At 59.4% G+C, this 15,805-nt stretch carries 17 protein-coding genes and 1 tRNA gene; 15 read left to right on the top strand and 3 right to left on the bottom strand.

What is annotated here, in order from left to right; translation table 11 throughout:
• Positions 1 to 636 precede the first annotated feature (636 nt).
• Both AF71_RS14785 and AF71_RS14780 read right to left on the bottom strand, forming a co-directional pair.
• On the bottom strand, positions 637 to 1,086 hold the full coding sequence (locus AF71_RS14785) for a hypothetical protein (protein ID WP_169681859.1): 450 nt from the start codon (positions 1,084 to 1,086) through the stop codon (positions 637 to 639).
• 241 nt (positions 1,087 to 1,327) lie between these two features.
• Positions 1,328 to 1,417, bottom strand: a tRNA-Ser gene (locus AF71_RS14780).
• 304 nt (positions 1,418 to 1,721) lie between these two features.
• Between AF71_RS14780 and rplU the strand changes: the two genes are divergently transcribed.
• The 11 genes from rplU (at position 1,722) to modC (ending at position 11,241) form a co-directional block, all read left to right on the top strand.
• Positions 1,722 to 2,039 carry a 50S ribosomal protein L21 gene (gene rplU, locus AF71_RS14775; RefSeq protein WP_007528566.1) on the top strand — a complete coding sequence of 106 codons (318 nt, stop codon included), beginning with the start codon at positions 1,722 to 1,724 and terminating at the stop codon, positions 2,037 to 2,039.
• Positions 2,040 to 2,074: 35 nt separating this feature from the next.
• Positions 2,075 to 2,344, top strand: a complete 270-nt coding sequence (gene rpmA / locus AF71_RS14770; protein WP_018855954.1) for a 50S ribosomal protein L27 — start codon at positions 2,075 to 2,077, stop codon at positions 2,342 to 2,344.
• Between the two features lie 126 nt (positions 2,345 to 2,470).
• Positions 2,471 to 3,127 (top strand): GNAT family protein, encoded by a 657-nt coding sequence (locus tag AF71_RS14765; RefSeq protein ID WP_026371618.1) that lies wholly within the window; start codon positions 2,471 to 2,473, stop codon positions 3,125 to 3,127.
• Positions 3,124 to 3,711, top strand: coding sequence for a GNAT family N-acetyltransferase (locus AF71_RS14760; RefSeq protein WP_026371617.1), 588 nt, complete (start codon positions 3,124 to 3,126; stop codon positions 3,709 to 3,711). The genes AF71_RS14765 and AF71_RS14760 overlap by 4 nt, the downstream gene beginning before the upstream one ends.
• A gap of 277 nt (positions 3,712 to 3,988) precedes the next feature.
• Positions 3,989 to 5,071 (top strand): GTPase ObgE, encoded by a 1,083-nt coding sequence (gene obgE / locus AF71_RS14755; protein WP_169681858.1) that lies wholly within the window; start codon positions 3,989 to 3,991, stop codon positions 5,069 to 5,071.
• Positions 5,058 to 6,227 (top strand): glutamate 5-kinase, encoded by a 1,170-nt coding sequence (gene proB, locus AF71_RS14750; RefSeq protein ID WP_169681856.1) that lies wholly within the window; start codon positions 5,058 to 5,060, stop codon positions 6,225 to 6,227. Before obgE ends, proB begins: the two co-directional genes overlap by 14 nt.
• Entirely contained in the window at positions 6,220 to 7,503 is a 1,284-nt protein-coding gene (locus AF71_RS14745) for a glutamate-5-semialdehyde dehydrogenase (RefSeq protein ID WP_018855949.1), read from the top strand. The genes proB and AF71_RS14745 overlap by 8 nt, the downstream gene beginning before the upstream one ends.
• A 37-nt stretch (positions 7,504 to 7,540) precedes the next feature.
• Entirely contained in the window at positions 7,541 to 8,134 is a 594-nt protein-coding gene (locus AF71_RS14740; protein WP_245267919.1) for a nicotinate-nucleotide adenylyltransferase, read from the top strand.
• Positions 8,135 to 8,615: 481 nt separating this feature from the next.
• Positions 8,616 to 9,401 (top strand): molybdate ABC transporter substrate-binding protein, encoded by a 786-nt coding sequence (gene modA, locus AF71_RS14735; RefSeq protein ID WP_169681854.1) that lies wholly within the window; start codon positions 8,616 to 8,618, stop codon positions 9,399 to 9,401.
• A 74-nt stretch (positions 9,402 to 9,475) separates the two neighbouring features.
• Positions 9,476 to 10,177 (top strand): molybdate ABC transporter permease subunit, encoded by a 702-nt coding sequence (gene modB, locus AF71_RS14730; RefSeq protein ID WP_018855946.1) that lies wholly within the window; start codon positions 9,476 to 9,478, stop codon positions 10,175 to 10,177.
• On the top strand, positions 10,174 to 11,241 hold the full coding sequence (modC, locus tag AF71_RS14725; RefSeq protein ID WP_018855945.1) for a molybdenum ABC transporter ATP-binding protein: 1,068 nt from the start codon (positions 10,174 to 10,176) through the stop codon (positions 11,239 to 11,241). Before modB ends, modC begins: the two co-directional genes overlap by 4 nt.
• On the opposite strand, the gene AF71_RS14720 is transcribed toward modC, so the two are convergent.
• The gene (locus tag AF71_RS14720) at positions 11,242 to 11,613 is read right to left on the bottom strand and encodes a winged helix-turn-helix domain-containing protein (RefSeq protein ID WP_018855944.1); all 372 of its coding nucleotides are present in this window, start codon (positions 11,611 to 11,613) and stop codon (positions 11,242 to 11,244) included.
• Positions 11,614 to 11,817: 204 nt separating this feature from the next.
• On the opposite strand from AF71_RS14720, the gene rsfS reads away from it, so the two are divergent.
• From rsfS to AF71_RS14700, 4 genes are all read left to right on the top strand, one after another.
• Positions 11,818 to 12,261, top strand: a complete 444-nt coding sequence (rsfS, locus tag AF71_RS14715; RefSeq protein WP_018855943.1) for a ribosome silencing factor — start codon at positions 11,818 to 11,820, stop codon at positions 12,259 to 12,261.
• Between the two features lie 109 nt (positions 12,262 to 12,370).
• On the top strand, positions 12,371 to 12,853 hold the full coding sequence (rlmH, locus tag AF71_RS14710; RefSeq protein ID WP_026371615.1) for a 23S rRNA (pseudouridine(1915)-N(3))-methyltransferase RlmH: 483 nt from the start codon (positions 12,371 to 12,373) through the stop codon (positions 12,851 to 12,853).
• Positions 12,854 to 13,001: 148 nt separating this feature from the next.
• The gene (locus AF71_RS14705) at positions 13,002 to 14,426 is read left to right on the top strand and encodes a murein hydrolase activator EnvC (RefSeq protein WP_348644136.1); all 1,425 of its coding nucleotides are present in this window, start codon (positions 13,002 to 13,004) and stop codon (positions 14,424 to 14,426) included.
• Entirely contained in the window at positions 14,416 to 15,738 is a 1,323-nt protein-coding gene (locus AF71_RS14700) for a S41 family peptidase (protein WP_169681850.1), read from the top strand. Before AF71_RS14705 ends, AF71_RS14700 begins: the two co-directional genes overlap by 11 nt.
• The last annotated feature ends 67 nt before the right edge of the window (positions 15,739 to 15,805 follow it).

Below are 15,805 nucleotides of genomic sequence, written 5' to 3'. Positions count from 1 at the left end.
CAATACGGCCCCGATCGGAAACGACACGCCAATACCGACAGATTTCCGTCGGTTACCGGCAGAACTGCTTCCCGCATACAAGGAATGCATTCAACATGCTGACCCAATCTCACAAGAAAGATTAGCGAACATCCTCCGCCATTTTCAGGTCTACGATGCGCGGCGTGGAAATAGGACACGCGGGACACTACGGCCCTGTTACGTTGATGAGCCACCCCCAGCCAGTGCAAATGAATTAACTGCGATCTCAAATGCAATCGGGTGGGCGGTCATATATGGTCTGATATCTGACGCATATGGGTTTGCTCGAGGTTCGAGAACGCCCATTCCCGCAATAGTTACGCCCGATCGTGTCAGGGGAGCGTTTCTATCGGCAGGCATCGTCCTCGATAGATATCCCCATCTACAGACAGCCCTAGAGAATCGGCTTGCGAGACGCCGCCTGGAGCAGAACTGGGAAGCCGAATAGCGAATAGCGAGCTATGAGGGCGGCGACATGGCGAACCTGAGCTTGTCAGCGTCTTCAGAGCTTCAGGATCATTGCCATTTGATCTCCAACGACTATTGAAGATCACGCGTATGATGCTCCGAGCGGAGAGCCGAGGACTATTGCGGGAAGCAAGCTATAGCCACCTCTCAAGAGATTTTTTGCGCTTGATATATGAACAAGGCAAACAAGCACGCACTTACAGACAGGACAAGAACCGCCAGTAGAGTGGTCAGCGCTCCGACCGCAAATTTTCTCACACAGCTGTTGTGGGGCACCTTGGGAGGTTTTCCAATCAGCCAGTCCGACAAAATCGCCCATGAAAGGGATACCATGGATAGGGCAAGGGCCAGAGCCAGGAGAGATAAAAATGCGGCGGCAACCAGGCCAACATACCAGATCCACGTATGATTCTCGAAAACCCCCTCGGACCATACAAGTCTGATCCAAATAACATTGATGGCCGCGATCAGAAAAGCCAATCGGGTTAGGGCACCCGCGTAGTCGGATACATACTTTAGACTATTATAACGGTCGGTTAGATTTTCAGAGAAAGCTTTAGCTCCCAGAACCGCCGGATAATCCTTTTCATCAGCCATACAATATCAAGCTCCATCAAAACTGCCGCGTGAACTAAATGACGTCAATTACAAAACCCATGCGAGTTTCGCTAAAATTGATCGCAACCGAGATTTTAAATGAGAGGCGTCCCGCCCGGTGATATCTACCCGGGACGCGCCTATAGCGTGGCCCTACCAAAGACTCAGTCGCACACTAGCGCAATACCATGAGCCAGCCCGCAGCGGCTTAACGATAAGTATATGACGGGATGATAGATTATGGCGGAGAGGGTGGGATTTGAACCCACGATACCCTTGCAGGTATGCCGCATTTCGAGTGCGGTGCATTCGACCACTCTGCCACCTCTCCGCGGTCAGGTCGGCGCTTATTCGGCGCGGGGGGCTACATAGCGACAGAATGACGGGCTGGCAAGACGAAATCTCAAAGCTTTTCATCCTTTTGCCTTGACAGTTTTTTTATGCTCGCGTATCTCGGCTGCGCAATAGGTGTGGATAAGTCCGCGCCTTGCCTGCTTCGCGCTCGCGAGGCAGATCACCGGCAGCGAGAGTTCTGGGTCAAAGCCTTTGAAATCCCTGCTTAACCTCGACTGATAAAAAGACGGCCACCTGCTGATTGGCGGGCACGAGCCGGAACGAACATGAAAGGATAAAAAATGTTCGCAGTCATCAAGACCGGCGGTAAGCAGTACCGTGTGGCGGCAAACGACGTGCTGACCATCGAGAAGCTTGAAGCAACCGCTGGCGACGCAATTGAATTCACCGAAGTCCTCGTAATCGGCGAAGGCGCCGATGCTGCGATTGGTGCTCCCTTCGTCAAGGGCGCTTCCGTCAAGGCCGAAGTGGTCGAGCACAACCGCGGCAAGAAGGTCATCGCCTTCAAGAAGCGCCGTCGTCAGAACTCGAAGCGTTCGCGCGGCCATCGCCAGCACCACACTGTTGTCCGTATCACGGACATCGTGGCTGCCAAGTAAGATCACGGGACTTTTAGGTTTAAAGGAGAACACCAATGGCACACAAAAAAGCTGGCGGTTCATCGCGCAACGGTCGTGATTCCGAATCCAAGCGCCTTGGCGTGAAGAAGTTCGGTGGCGAAACCGTCATCGCAGGCAACATCATCGTGCGTCAGCGCGGTACGCAGTGGCATCCGGGCGCCAACGTCGGCCTCGGCAAGGACCACACCATTTTTGCGCTTACGGCCGGCAATGTGAACTACCGTACGAAGGCCAATGGCCGCGTGTACGTGTCTGTAATGCCGAAAGCGGAAGCAGCGGAATAAGCCGGTAGCGCTCTAAAACAGCCGGCGTCTCATCGACCCGGCTGAGCGTATCAGGTTCAGTCCAGAAAACAGGGGAGATGGGGCGCCATCTCCCCTTTTTTCTTGTCCAACGAAGGAGGACTGAACATGCAAGGCGAACTATTGAGGGAAGGCCAATCGCGGTCTTTCAGGGAAGACCAGCGGTCTCCCAAGGAACGGCTGAGGCCGGAGCGGTTAAGGACCGATTGCCCTGTCTTACTCTCGGAGCGGCTCGTCATGCGCGCACCGCACGAAGAAGACATCGACGCCCTTGCCCATCTCGCCAACAACGCCAAAGTCGCCACCATGGTGTCGCGCATGCCGCACCCGTATACGGCCAATGATGCCGCCGACTTCGTGCGACGCACGAAAAACGGCGAGATTGGCAAGTGCGTCTATGCGATCACCAAAGCCGAGAACGGCGCCTTTGTAGGGTGCTGCGGGGTCGAACCGCATCTTGACGGGCGGACCGTCGAGATCGGGTACTGGCTTGGAGAACCGTACTGGAATCAAGGCTTTATGACCGAGGCATGCCATGCTTTGGTCGATATGGTCTTTCGCACGCGGCAGGATGTCGATCAGATCGATGCTCGTTGCCGGGTGATGAACGTCGCTTCGCGGCGGGTCATCCAGAAGTGCGGTTTCCAGTTCCAGGGATCGGGGTTGGCGGCATCGCTGGCTCTCGGCAGCAATGTGCCCGTCGAATGGTACAGGCTCGACCGCAAGACCTGGATGTCGCTGAGAAGCTGGGGGAGCGTCCTATGAACGCGATCAGCCTTCAGAGACCCAGGAGCCAGTCGATGACGCCCGGCCCATTGCCGGTCATCACCACCGACCGGCTGGTGCTCCGCCCGCACAGGCTGAGCGATGCCGATGCGATCGCGGACACGCTGTCCGACTTCGCCGTTACCCGCATGCTCGCGCGCGTTCCTGCGCCTTATGACAGGCAGGACGCACTCGACTGGCTGGTTCCGGTGACGGCGGGTGGCATGGCCGACTGGCAGTTTGCCATCACGACTGGCGACGACGCTCATATCGGCGTCGCCGCCATCGAGCTTCGCCATGGCCTTTGGCACCTCGGTTACTGGCTGAACCGCTTCTACTGGCGGCGCGGCTATATGAGCGAGGCGGTAACGGCGGTGCTGGAGCGCTTTTCGCGCCGTATGCCGGAGACGACGGTTCATTCCGGGGTCTTCGCGGACAACCCGGCTTCGTTGAAGCTGCAGGAAAGGCTCGGCTTCCGCATGACCGGTTGCAGCGAAATCTACAGCTTCGCCCGCAACACCATGGTCACGCATGTCGAGACGATGCTGAAGCCGGGTGCCCTGCAACAGGCCAGGATTGCTTGAGACGAACGCGAGGCGTCCCGATCGTCGGGGCGCCTCAACCCCAACTACCGAATAACGACCCAGATGCGGAAATGGTCGGAGCTATGTCGATCTTCGCGGATTTCAGGTTGCTGGATGCGATGATGTTGCCGAACGGTCGAGGTCGTAGATACCATCAAGACCGCAGCCGTACTGTATGCTATAGCTCGCAAACCTCACGATAATCCTTTGACCTCCGATTGAACCGCCTATATCGAAAGCGGCAAGAGGAGCGATGAACGGCCACAATGGAAGTAAGATGAAATTTCTCGACGAAGCAAAAGTCTACATCAAGTCCGGAGACGGCGGCGCGGGCAGCGTCTCGTTCCGACGCGAGAAGTTCATCGAGTTTGGTGGCCCCGATGGCGGTGACGGCGGACGCGGCGGTGATGTCTGGGTCGAGGCGGTCAACGGTCTCAATACACTGATCGACTTCCGCTACCAGCAGCACTTCAAGGCCAAGATCGGTACGCACGGGATGGGCAGGGACCGTACCGGCGCCAATGGTGAGCACGTGACGCTTAAGGTGCCCGTCGGCACGCAGATTTTCGAGGAAGACAAGGAAACGCTCATTTGCGACCTCACCGAGGAAGGCCAACGCTACCGGCTCGCTACCGGCGGCAATGGTGGCTTCGGAAATGCGCACTTCAAATCCTCGGTCAACCAGGCGCCGGACTGGGCCAATCCCGGTCTTCCCGGTGAGGAAAAGACAATCTGGCTGCACTTGAAGCTGATTGCAGACGCTGGCCTTGTTGGATTGCCGAATGCCGGCAAGTCCACGTTCCTTGCAGCCGTCACCCGTGCCCGGCCGAAGATTGCAAATTATCCCTTTACGACGTTGCACCCGAACCTGGGTGTCGCGACCGTTGACGGTCAGGAATTCGTCCTTGCCGACATTCCGGGGCTGATCGAAGGTGCGCATGAAGGCGTCGGGATCGGTGACCGCTTCCTCGGCCACGTCGAGCGTACGCGCGTTCTGTTGCATCTCGTTTCCTCGCAAGAGGAAAAGGTCGGCAAGGCCTACACGACCGTCCGGCGCGAACTCGAGGCCTATGGCAGTGATCTTGGCGAAAAGGTCGAGATCGTCGCCCTGTCGCAGATCGACGTTCTCGATGACGCCACCTTGAAGAAGAAGACGAGGGAACTGGCCAAGGCCTGCGGCAAGACGCCGTTCCAGATTTCCGCGGCGACGGGCAAGGGCATGACGGAAGTGCTGCGAGCCTTGCGGGATGTCATTGTCGAGGCGAATGCCGGCGGGGCGGAAAAGCTCGCCAAGGCACCGAAGCTCCGCCATCGCGATACGGTGTTGGATGATGAAGGCGAGGCCCATGACGACGCGTAGGTCGCTTGAGCGCTATCGCCGCATCGTCATTAAAATCGGCTCGGCTCTCCTCGTCGATCGCAAGACCGGTCTGAAGAAGGCGTGGCTCGACGCAATGTGCCGCGATATTGCGGCCATGAAGGCCAAGGGCGTCGACGTCCTTGTTGTTTCGTCCGGCGCGATTGCTCTCGGCCGATCGGTCCTCGATCTTCCTTCGGGAGCCCTGAAGCTCGAAGAAAGTCAGGCATCGGCAGCCGTCGGCCAGATCGCTCTGGCGCGTGCCTGGTCGGAAAGTCTGTCCCGCGACGAGATCGTTGCTGGTCAGATCCTTTTGACGCTCGGCGATACGGAAGAGCGCCGTCGCTATCTCAACGCGCGTGCCACCATCAATCAGCTCCTGAAGATCGGCGCCGTGCCGATTATCAACGAGAATGATACCGTTGCTACCAGCGAAATTCGCTACGGCGACAATGATCGCCTGGCTGCGCGGGTCGCGACCATGACCGGTGCTGATCTGCTGATTCTGCTGTCCGATATTGACGGTCTCTATACGGCGCCGCCGCACCTCGATCCGCAGGCGGAATTTCTTGCCACGATCGCCGAGATCACGCCTGAAATCGAAGCGATGGCGGGTGGCGCTGCGTCCGAGCTGTCGCGTGGCGGCATGCGCACCAAGATCGACGCCGGCAAGATTGCGACGACGGCCGGCTGCGCAATGATCATCGCCTCAGGCAAGGCGGACAGCCCGCTCTCGGCGATCGAGAATGGGGCGCGCTCCTCTTGGTTTGCTCCTTCAGGGACGCCCGTCACGGCGCGAAAGACTTGGATTGCTGGTCAGTTGCAGCCGGCGGGCGAACTCCACGTCGACGAGGGTGCCGTTGTTGCGCTCGGCGCCGGCAAGAGCCTGCTTCCTGCCGGGGTTCGCAAGGTTGTCGGGCTTTTCAGCCGCGGCGATACGGTGGCGATCGTCGGCCCGCATGGCCGGGAGATCGCGCGCGGACTTGCTGGCTACGATGCCGAAGAGGCGCGGCAGATTACCGGCCGCAAGTCGACGGAGATCGAGGCAATCCTCGGCTACGCGGGACGTGCGGCAATGATCCATCGCGATGACATGGTGATGACGTCGCAGATCAGTTCAAAATCGGAAAGGCAGAAGAAGGACACAAGCTATGCTTGATACAGTTGCGCCGAGCCCTGACATTGACGCGCTGATGAATGACATCGGCCGCAAGGCCAAGGCCGCGGCGCGACCGTTAGGCTTTGCGTCCACTGAAGCCAAAAACAAGGCGCTGAACGCCATGGCGGATGCGATCCTCGCCAACAAGGATCACATCCTCGCCGAGAATGCCAAGGATCTGAAAGATGTCGCCGGCACGGACATGCTCGCATCCTTCGTCGATCGTCTGACACTGACCGACAAGCGCATTGCCGAGATGGCCGAGGGTATCCGCGCGATCGCGGCGCTGAAGGATCCGGTCGGCGAGGTGATCGCCGCCTGGGAACGCCCGAATGGACTGAAGATCGAGCGCGTTCGGACGCCGCTCGGTGTCATCGGTGTGATCTTCGAGAGCCGTCCGAACGTCACGGCGGATGCCGGCGCGCTCTGCCTGAAAGCCGGCAATGCGGTCATTCTGCGTTGCGGCTCGGATTCCCGGCGCTCATCGCACGCAATTCATGCCTGCCTCGTGCAGGGCCTGAAGGCCGCGGGACTTCCAGAGCATGCCATTCATCTCGTGCCGACAACCGATCGAGCTGCCGTCGGCGCGATGCTGCGCGGATTGGATGGTGCGATCGACGTTATCGTTCCGCGCGGCGGCAAGAGCCTTGTTGCGCGTGTCCAGAACGAGGCGAGGGTGCCCGTCTTCGCGCACCTTGAGGGGCTTTGCCATATCTATGTGGATGCATCGGCCGATCTCGGCATGGCCAAGGAGATCGTCGTCAACGCCAAGATGCGGCGCACCGGTATCTGCGGTGCGGTGGAAACGATTCTCGTCGACAGCGCCGTGGCCAAGAGCCATCTTCGCCCGCTGCTGGAGGCCCTTGCTGGAGCCGGTTGCGAAATCCGCGGTTCGGCTGCGGTCGTCCAGGCAATGCCTGGCGCGAAGGCAGCCACCGAGGAGGACTGGTCGACCGAGTATCTGGATGCCATCGTTTCGGTTGCTGTCGTCGATGGCATTTCGGGTGCGATCGAGCACATCCAGACCTATTCCTCGAACCACACCGAGGCGGTGATTGCCGACGATCCCGATGTGGTGCAGAGGTTCTTCACCGAGGTTGATTCCGCGATCCTGCTGCACAATGCATCGACGCAGTTTGCCGATGGCGGCGAGTTCGGGATGGGTGCCGAGATCGGCATTGCGACCGGCAAGATGCATGCCCGCGGCCCTGTCGGCGTCGAGCAGCTCACCTCCTTCAAATACCGCGTGCACGGCACCGGACAGACCCGGCCCTGACGTGATCAACGACGAAATCGACCGGCGCCATCTTCGCATGCCACATAGCGAGCGGGGCATGGTGGTCGGTCTTTTCGGCGGTTCCTTCAATCCGCCGCATGACGGACATGCGCTGGTCGCCGAAATCGCGATCAAGCGGCTCGGCCTCGACCAGCTATGGTGGATGGTCACGCCCGGGAACCCGCTGAAGGATCGGCGACATCTGCTGCCGCTTGCCGAGCGCATCGCTCTGAGCGAGCGGCTAGCCCGACACCCTTCGATCAAGGTCACCGCGTTCGAACGCGATTTCGCGACGAGTTTCACGGCAAACACGCTGGCGCGCGTCAAGGCGCGCAACCCACATGTCCATTTCATCTGGATCATGGGGGCCGACAGCCTGAAGACCTTCCATCAGTGGCAACGCTGGCAGGATATCGTCAACACATTTCCGATTGCCGTGATCGACCGCCCGGGCTCCACGCTGTCGTTCCTGTCATCGAAGATGGCGAGGACGTTCGATTTTGCCCGCGTTGACGAAGACGATTCCCGCGCGCTCTGGAAGCGCCAGGCACCAGCCTGGACCTTCATACACGGTCCCCGCTCCGGTCATAGCTCGACCGCTATCCGCGCGACCAACAGCGCCGTAAAATAGTTCGACTTTTCAGGGAAGACGTACAAATGAAAAGCCCGACGGGGGAGGAGATCCGTCGGGCTTCGTAAACTCGATCGACAACTGGGAGGAGGAGTGTTGTCGATCCTATCCAACGGCTTTGGGAGGAGGAGATCGCCGTTCGATGATTGTGTTGTACCATAGTCCCCGGATTCTTGAAGCGGGTCCATTGCATTGCAGCAATGCGCTACAAGCATGGCCGTAGCCAAAACCCTCCTCTATTTTGCCCAATTCTTTGGCATTCGAGACGATTTTCGTCGAGATTTCAAACTCCTGTCGGTTTCCCCCCTAAAATGGCGGGGAATTTTCGCCGTTTTTGGAACTGGGATCTCCGCAGTCATGCGCATCACGTATGTGTGAAGTCTGAGACGCGCAGACGGTTATGCTTGCCAAAATATAGCGCTAGCCAAGTCGCAAGCGACGTTATATTTCTACAGATATTTCCAAAGCTTCGGGAGAGATCATGCACAGTCGTCGCCAATGGATGAAGTTTGCCGTCACAGCCATTTCGGCTGTCTTCTTAGGCGTTGCCGCAACGCCAGCCGCCGCTGCGGAAAAGGTCAGCGTTTTTGCAGCGGCCAGCCTGAAGAACGCCCTTGATGCAGCGAATGCCGCGTGGGCGAAGGAAGCCGGCAAGGAGGCCGTCGCCTCGTATGCTGCGAGCTCAGCGCTTGCAAAGCAAATTGAAGGCGGCGCACCCGCCGACATCTTCATCTCCGCCGACCTGGACTGGATGGACTATCTTGCGAAGAAGAATCTGATCAAGGCCGACAGCCGGTCCAATCTTTTGGGCAACCGAATCGTACTTGTCGCAACCAGGGACCACGCCAAGCCGGTCGAGATCAAAAAGGGCTTCGAGCTCGCCACGCTGCTCGGTGATGGCAAGCTCGCCATGGGTGAGGTGAAGTCGGTTCCGGCCGGCAAGTACGGCAAGGCTGCGCTTGAAGCGCTGGGCGTCTGGCCCTCGGTTGAGGCGAAGGTTGCCGGAGCTGAAAGCGTTCGCGCCGCGCTCGCGTTGGTATCGCGCGGCGAGGCGCCCTATGGCGTTGTCTACCAGACCGACGCCTCCGCGGACCGGGGCGTTGCCGTTGTCGGCACCTTCCCGGCGGATTCGCACCCGCCGATCATTTATCCGGTCGCTATTCTGTCCGAGAGCAAGAACCCAGACGCCGCGGCATACCTCGACTTCCTGAAATCGGAAAAGGTGGCTCATTTCTTTACCGAGCAGGGCTTCACCATCTTGAAATGATTGCGAATTCTCGCACGAAGACATAGCGTGAGAAGGCCCGTCGATACGGGCCTTCTATTTTTGGAGAGAATGGCTTGGACGCACTCGGCCTGAGCGATGATGAATGGACGGCAATCTTGCTCAGCCTGCGCGTGTCGGTGGTGGCGATGCTGGCCAGCCTGCCATTCGGCATCGGCGTTGCGCTGCTGCTGGCGCGGGGGCGGTTTTGGGGTAAGTCCGTTCTCAACGGTGTCGTTCATTTGCCGCTGATCCTCCCGCCTGTCGTCACGGGCTTCATTTTGCTGATCCTTTTCGGGCGGCGCGGACCGATCGGCAGCTTTCTCGATCACTACTTCGGCATCGTGTTTTCGTTTCGCTGGACGGGTGCCGCGCTCGCCTGCGGGGTCATGGCCTTTCCGTTGATGGTGCGCAGCATCCGGCTGTCGATCGAAGCGGTCGATCGAAAGCTGGAAGAGGCAGCCGGCACCTTGGGAGCCAGCCCATTCTGGGTTTTCATGACGATAACATTGCCGCTTACCCTGCCTGGCATCATAGCAGGAATGATCCTTTCCTTTGCGAAGGCCATGGGGGAGTTCGGAGCGACCATCACCTTCGTTTCCAACATCCCGGGGGAAACGCAGACGCTTTCGGCGGCGATCTACTCCTTCACGCAGGTCCCGGGTGGTGATGCCGGCGCCCTGCGGTTGACGCTCGTCGCTATCGTGATTTCAATGGCTGCCTTGCTTGCCTCGGAATTGCTGTCGCGCATCGTCGGCCGGAGGATTGATCCGGAATGACGCTTGTCGTGAAAGCAAAACAGCGGCTTGGTGCATTCGCGCTCGATGCCGCGTTTACCTCGGGGCGCGGGATCACCGCGCTTTTCGGCCGTTCCGGCTCTGGTAAGACCTCTATGATCCGTATCATTGCCGGGTTGGCGCGGCCCGACGCGGGCCAGGTCGTCCTCGATGGCGAAGTCCTGACAGATACCGAGCGGCGGATCTTTGTCGCCAAGCATCGACGGAGGTTCGGTTATGTCTTCCAGGAGGCGCGGCTGTTCCCGCACCTCAGTGTCCGTCACAACCTGTCCTATGGCCGGTGGTTTGCCAGAGCCACCGGTTCGGCAGAGGGATTGGATCATATTGTTTCGTTGCTGGGCATCGAAAGCCTGCTCGAGCGCAGGCCGGAAAAGCTCTCCGGTGGCGAGAAGCAGCGCGTTGCCATTGGGCGAGCCCTGCTTTCGGCTCCCCGTCTGCTGTTGATGGACGAGCCGCTGGCGGCGTTGGATGACGCCCGGAAAGCCGAGGTCATGCCCTATCTCGAGCGCCTGCGCGACGAGATGGACATTCCGATCGTCTATGTCAGTCATTCGATCGCCGAAGTCGCCCGCCTCGCCAATCAGGTCGTGGTCATGCGCGACGGAAAGGTGGAGGCAGTCGGCTCAGCCGTGGATGTGCTAAGCCATCCGCCTGCATCATTCGAGCGGCGTGATGCGGGGGCTCTTCTTGAAGGGACGGTGGAGAGCCTCGACGTGCAGCACCGCATTGCGACAATTGCCCTGAAATCAGCTCGGCTTCACGTCCCGGGAGCGATGCTAAACCTCGGTAAGCCCGTTCGCGTCCGCATTCCATCTCGCGACGTGATGCTGGCGATGAGAAAGCCGGAAGCGCTGAGCGCGCTCAACGTGCTTGAAGGTACCGTTCAGAACATGACGCAGGCAGACGACGCGACCATTGACGTTCTCGTCGATTGCGGTGGGGACACCATTCTTTCCCGGATCACAAGCTTTTCGGCAGAGCGGCTGGGCGTGCGGATTGGGTCGCCTGTTTTTGCTGTGATAAAGACGGTCGCGCTTGAGCCATGATCAGCGATTGCTTTCAGGCGATCGGTTGGCCTCCAGCCATGCCAGTTCTTCCGCAAGAGTGGTTTTCATCATCTGCTCCATCTTGCGAAAGCGGGCGAGGAGCTCATCGCCGAACGGCGTCAGCGCCGCACCTCCACCTTTTGGGCCGCCGCGCTGGGACTCGACGACGGGCTCGCGAAACATCCGGTTCATATCGCTGACAAGCAACCAGGCGCGACGATAGGACATGTCCATCGCCCTGCCTGCCGCGGAAATCGATCCCGTTTCCCTGATATGTTCGAGCAGTTCCATCTTGCCGCGCCCGAGGCGGTCTTCATGAGGAAAACTGATGCGGAGTATCGGTGTGAGCGTATCAACGGCGGGGCTTTTCATCGGCAAGTCTTCTATAGTCGAAAACGATCTTACTTTACGTGTGGTTGCAAGGACTGTACACAGCCGGGCCACATTCGGTCTTTCATCCACAGATGATCTATCGCGTCAAATGGTCGTTCACGCTTTGTGATTGTGCGCGTCTTGAAACGTTAATGGTTTGGTGCCTATCTTAACTATGATTTGGTCACCAAATCAGTGATGTGCATGTTTTGTCATTCCGAGAAAGGGAAAGCACTGACAACAGTACACGCCAAGGGAAAAACGCTTGCCGTTGTCCCGAAGAGCCCGGAACGTGGCGCCGATGCTGCCGCCCGCGCCCTGCACGCCGTCCTCACTAGCCTTGAGGACTCTAAGGCTGAAGATATCGTCACCATCGACATTGCTGGAAAATCGGCACTGGGAGACTTCATGGTCGTCGTCTCCGGGCGCTCGAGCAGGCATGTCATGGCGATCTCGGACCACCTGCTGTCTGATCTCAAAGACGAGGGCCTTGGAAGCGCCCGCGTCGAGGGTCAGGAAGGCGGCGATTGGATCCTGATCGACACCGGCGATGTCATCGTCCATGTCTTTCGTCCAGAAATACGCGAGTTCTACAACATCGAAAAGATGTGGGCCGCGCCCGATATGGACGAGGAAACGGTGCACTAACAGGCTGCTGGACGCTGTGTCCGCGGCCTGATAGACGGCATTTATTGGCCGGACGAATCCGGCTGGCGGCAGGTGTGTGCCGCCGGTTGCCGAACTGCGGGAGCGGATGATGCGTGTTGGTCTTTTTGCGGTGGGGCGGCTGAAGTCCGGCCCCGAGAAGGATCTTGCGGCCCGCTATTTCGATCGCTTTGCCAAGACCGGTCCTGCGGTCGGCCTCGAATTCTCCCGCGTGGCCGAAGTGGCTGAAAGTCGTGCGTCGAATGCCGATACGCGCAAGCGCGATGAAGCGGCGATGCTGCAGAAGTCGTTGTCCGAGGGGAGTGTTCTCATCCTGTTGGACGAGCGCGGCAAGGCGCTGGACAGTGAAGGCTTTGCCAATCTCCTTGGAAACTATCGCGACCAGGGCAAGCGCGACCTGATGATTGCCATCGGCGGTGCCGATGGCCTCGATCCGTCGCTATACGACGTTGCCGATGCAACCCTCTGTCTCGGCAAGATGACTTGGCCGCATCAGTTGGTTCGCACGCTCATCGCCGAGCAGCTTTATCGAGCCGTCACGATCCTTTCCGGCCACCCCTATCATCGCGTCTGATGGATTGCGTTGCTCACGTGAGCGTGTCCGTCCTGGTGTGCTCAGTCCCTCAATCGATCTGGCAAAGAATGTCAAATCAGCTTAATCTCCGCGCGATTTGAAGGGATTTCAAGCTCGTATGCCGACACGCGCGTTCAAGCCAAAATACATCATTCTGTCGGCCTTGGCTGCAGGCTTGAGCGTGTCTGTGGCGGCAGTTGCGAACCGCCCCTTCGCTTCCGGCGCCTTCGCGCAGGATGCGCCGGAAGCTGCGCGGATCTCGCCGCCGGAGGCCCCTGCCCTGGCAAGCGCAACGGTTGCCCAGCCGCCGCCCGATCCGGCGGCCGACCTTGCGAAGAAGCAAGACGAGACGCGCGCCGAGCTTGAAGCCCTATCGAAGACCATCAGCCTCTCGTCCGATAAGGTTGCGGAGCTTCAGAAGAGCATCGCGGATCTGGACAAGAGCACCAGCAGCGTTCGCCAGGCGCTGATCGATTCCGCGGCGCGGCGCAAGTCGCTCGAGAAGCAGATCCTGGAGAGCGAGAAGAAACTGGCCGATCTCGGCGTCAAGGAAGACGCGGTCCGCCGGTCATTGCATGAGCGGCGTGGCCTGCTGGCCGAGGTGCTGGGTGCCCTGCAGCGGATGGGCCGCAATCCGCCGCCGGCCCTTCTCGTGACACCTGACGACGCGCTCGCTTCGGTTCGCAGCGCAATCCTGCTCGGCGCGGTGGTTCCCGGTATCCGAAAGGAAACTGACAAGCTCGTCGCCGATCTTGCCAACCTGTCTGCGTTGCAAACGGCAAGCGCTGCGGAGAAAACGGCGCTCACCACGACGATGACCAATAGCATCGAGGAAGAGCGCCGGATGGATTTGCTTCTCGCTGAAAACGAGAAGCTGAGCCGCAGCAGCGTGGCGGAACTGGATGCGGAGAAGAAGCGGTCGGAGGTTCTTGCCAGCAAGGCAACAAGTCTCGAGGGACTGGTGGCATCGATGGAAACCGAGATCGCATCGGTTCGCGACGCCGCCGCCGCGGCCCGCCAGGCCGAGGAAAACCGCAAGCTCTTAACCGACGAGCAGCGTGCCCAGGCCAAGGCCCTCGCGGAGAGCGGCGTGCCTGATAAAAACCGCATTGCGCCCGCATATCCCTTCGGAGAATTGAAGGCGAAGCTGGAATTGCCTGTGGCAGGCGATATCCTCCGCCAGTTCGGCGATGCCGACGGAACCGGCCATGAGGCGATGGGAATGACGCTTGCCACCAATCCGGAAACGGTGGTTACCGCTCCCGCAGATGGGCTTGTCGTTTACGCGGGTGCTTTTCGCAGCTACGGCCAGATGATCATCCTCGATGCCGGCAACGGCTACCACCTTGTCCTCTCCGGAATGGAGACGATCAGCACGCGCCAGGGGAAGTTCGTCTTCTCCGGCGAGCCACTTGCAGCCATGGGCGCGAAAAGAGTGGCGAGCGCGACAGCATTGGCGCTGGAAACCAACCGTCCGACGCTTTACATTGAATTTCGAAAAGATGGAAAACCGGTCGATTCCCGGCCTTGGTGGACCGCTAAAGACACTGGAAAGGCACGCAATGATTCGTAGGGCTTCTCTTGTTCTGGTCGGCGCATTGATGGGTGCGACCGCGATGAGCGTCATCTATTCGGCAGGCGTGCCTGCGGAAGCGGCCGGAGCCTCCACCTACAAGGAGCTTTCCGTTTTTGGTGACGTTTTTGAGCGTGTGCGCGCACAGTATGTGACGCCGCCGGCCGAGGACAAACTCATCGAAAATGCCATCAACGGCATGCTTTCTTCGCTGGATCCGCATTCGAGCTACATGAATGCCAAGGATGCGGCTGACATGCAGACCCAGACGAAGGGTGAATTCGGCGGTCTCGGCATTGAGGTCACCATGGAAGACGAGCTCGTCAAAGTCATCACGCCGATCGACGACACGCCGGCGGCAAAGGCTGGCGTTCTTGCTGGCGACTACATTTCCGAGATCGACGGTCAGTCCGTTCGCGGCCTGAAGCTGGAAGACGCGGTCGAAAAGATGCGTGGCCCGGTCAGCACGCCGATCAAGCTGACGCTGATCCGCAAGGGTGCCGACAAGCCTATAGAGCTGACGATCGTTCGCGACGTTGTGGCTGTGCAGGCCGTGAAGTCGCGCGTCGAGGATGATGTCGGCTATCTGCGCGTCATCTCCTTCACGGAGAAGACCTACCCCGATCTCGAGAAGGCGATCGAGAAGATCAAGAAGACGGTTCCGGCTGACAAGCTGAAGGGCTACGTCCTCGACCTTCGTCTGAACCCGGGTGGTCTGCTCGACCAGGCGATCCAGGTGTCGGATGCGCTGCTGCAGCGTGGCGAAGTGGTTTCCACCCGCGGCCGCAATCCCGATGAGACCCGCCGCTTCAACGCTGGTCCGGGTGACCTCACGGACGGCAAGCCGGTAATCGTCCTGATCAACGGCGGTTCGGCATCTGCTTCGGAAATCGTTGCCGGCGCGTTGCAGGACCTGCGTCGTGCTACCGTTCTCGGAACGCGCTCGTTCGGCAAGGGCTCGGTTCAGACGATCATCCCGCTTGGCGAAAACGGCGCGCTGCGACTGACGACGGCGCTCTACTACACGCCGTCGGGCCGCTCGATCCAAGGCACCGGCATCACGCCGGATATCAAGGTCGAAGAGCCGCTGCCGGACGATCTGAAGGGCAAGATGACCACCGAAGGCGAGTCCAGCCTGCGTGGGCACATCAAGGGCCAGAGCGAGACGGACGAAGGCTCCGGTTCGGTTGCCTATATTCCGCCGGATCCGAAGGACGACGTTCAGCTCAACTACGCGCTTGACCTGCTTCGCGGCAAGAAGACGGACCCGTCCTTCCCGCCCAATCCGGACAAGGCCGTTAGCGCCAAGTAATTGCAATTTGAGGCGTCAGGCCGGATGGTGTATCCGGCCTGACGCCTTTTTGCTGTCCTGATTCTGA

Source organism: Rhizobium sp. 57MFTsu3.2 (assembly GCF_012932765.1).
Classification (GTDB): Bacteria; Pseudomonadota; Alphaproteobacteria; order Rhizobiales; family Rhizobiaceae; genus Rhizobium; species Rhizobium altiplani.
This window is presented reverse-complemented; position numbering and strand designations above follow the sequence as displayed.

Coding starts and splice junctions, on each gene's coding strand:
- AF71_RS14785 (WP_169681859.1), bottom strand. CDS start 1,086: ATGGCTGATGAAAAGGATTATCCGGCGGTTCTGGGAGCTAAAGCTTTC.
- rplU (WP_007528566.1), top strand. CDS start 1,722: ATGTTCGCAGTCATCAAGACCGGCGGTAAGCAGTACCGTGTGGCGGCA.
- rpmA (WP_018855954.1), top strand. CDS start 2,075: ATGGCACACAAAAAAGCTGGCGGTTCATCGCGCAACGGTCGTGATTCC.
- AF71_RS14765 (WP_026371618.1), top strand. CDS start 2,471: ATGCAAGGCGAACTATTGAGGGAAGGCCAATCGCGGTCTTTCAGGGAA.
- AF71_RS14760 (WP_026371617.1), top strand. CDS start 3,124: ATGAACGCGATCAGCCTTCAGAGACCCAGGAGCCAGTCGATGACGCCC.
- obgE (WP_169681858.1), top strand. CDS start 3,989: ATGAAATTTCTCGACGAAGCAAAAGTCTACATCAAGTCCGGAGACGGC.
- proB (WP_169681856.1), top strand. CDS start 5,058: ATGACGACGCGTAGGTCGCTTGAGCGCTATCGCCGCATCGTCATTAAA.
- AF71_RS14745 (WP_018855949.1), top strand. CDS start 6,220: ATGCTTGATACAGTTGCGCCGAGCCCTGACATTGACGCGCTGATGAAT.
- AF71_RS14740 (WP_245267919.1), top strand. CDS start 7,541: ATGCCACATAGCGAGCGGGGCATGGTGGTCGGTCTTTTCGGCGGTTCC.
- modA (WP_169681854.1), top strand. CDS start 8,616: ATGCACAGTCGTCGCCAATGGATGAAGTTTGCCGTCACAGCCATTTCG.
- modC (WP_018855945.1), top strand. CDS start 10,174: ATGACGCTTGTCGTGAAAGCAAAACAGCGGCTTGGTGCATTCGCGCTC.
- AF71_RS14720 (WP_018855944.1), bottom strand. CDS start 11,613: ATGAAAAGCCCCGCCGTTGATACGCTCACACCGATACTCCGCATCAGT.
- rsfS (WP_018855943.1), top strand. CDS start 11,818: ATGTTTTGTCATTCCGAGAAAGGGAAAGCACTGACAACAGTACACGCC.
- rlmH (WP_026371615.1), top strand. CDS start 12,371: ATGCGTGTTGGTCTTTTTGCGGTGGGGCGGCTGAAGTCCGGCCCCGAG.
- AF71_RS14700 (WP_169681850.1), top strand. CDS start 14,416: ATGATTCGTAGGGCTTCTCTTGTTCTGGTCGGCGCATTGATGGGTGCG.